This is a genomic window from Streptomyces sp. Q2 (assembly GCF_056820935.1).
Window position 1 is genome coordinate 1 of the sequence record NZ_JBXEJE010000132.1, and the last position, 356, is coordinate 356.

Annotated in this window: 1 protein-coding gene; it reads left to right on the plus strand. The window is 66.0% G+C overall.

Annotated elements, in window-relative coordinates; translation table 11 throughout:
- Nucleotides 1-356 (plus strand): carbohydrate ABC transporter permease (locus ACWBNA_RS47905; protein WP_482710895.1); only part of this gene is annotated, 356 nt, incomplete at both ends.

The window sequence follows — 356 nt, forward strand, 5'->3', positions numbered from 1 at the left end:
CTCAGCAACTACATGCGCTCACTGCCGCACGAGCTGACCGAGGCCGCCCTCGTCGACGGCGCCTCGGTGTGGCGCCTGTACTGGCAGATCGTGCTGCCCCTGTGCAAGCCCGCCATGGCCGCCCTGGCCACGCTGCTGTCCATCTGGATCTACAACGACTTCTTCTGGGCCCTCGTCCTGATCTCCACCGGCGAGAACATGCCGATCACCTCGGCGCTGAACAACCTCTCCGGCCAGTACTTCACCGACCCCAACCTGGTCGCCGCCGGCGCCCTGCTCACCGCCATCCCCACCCTGATCGTCTACTTCGCACTCCAACGCCAGTTCGTCAGCGGCCTCACCCTGGGCGCCAACAA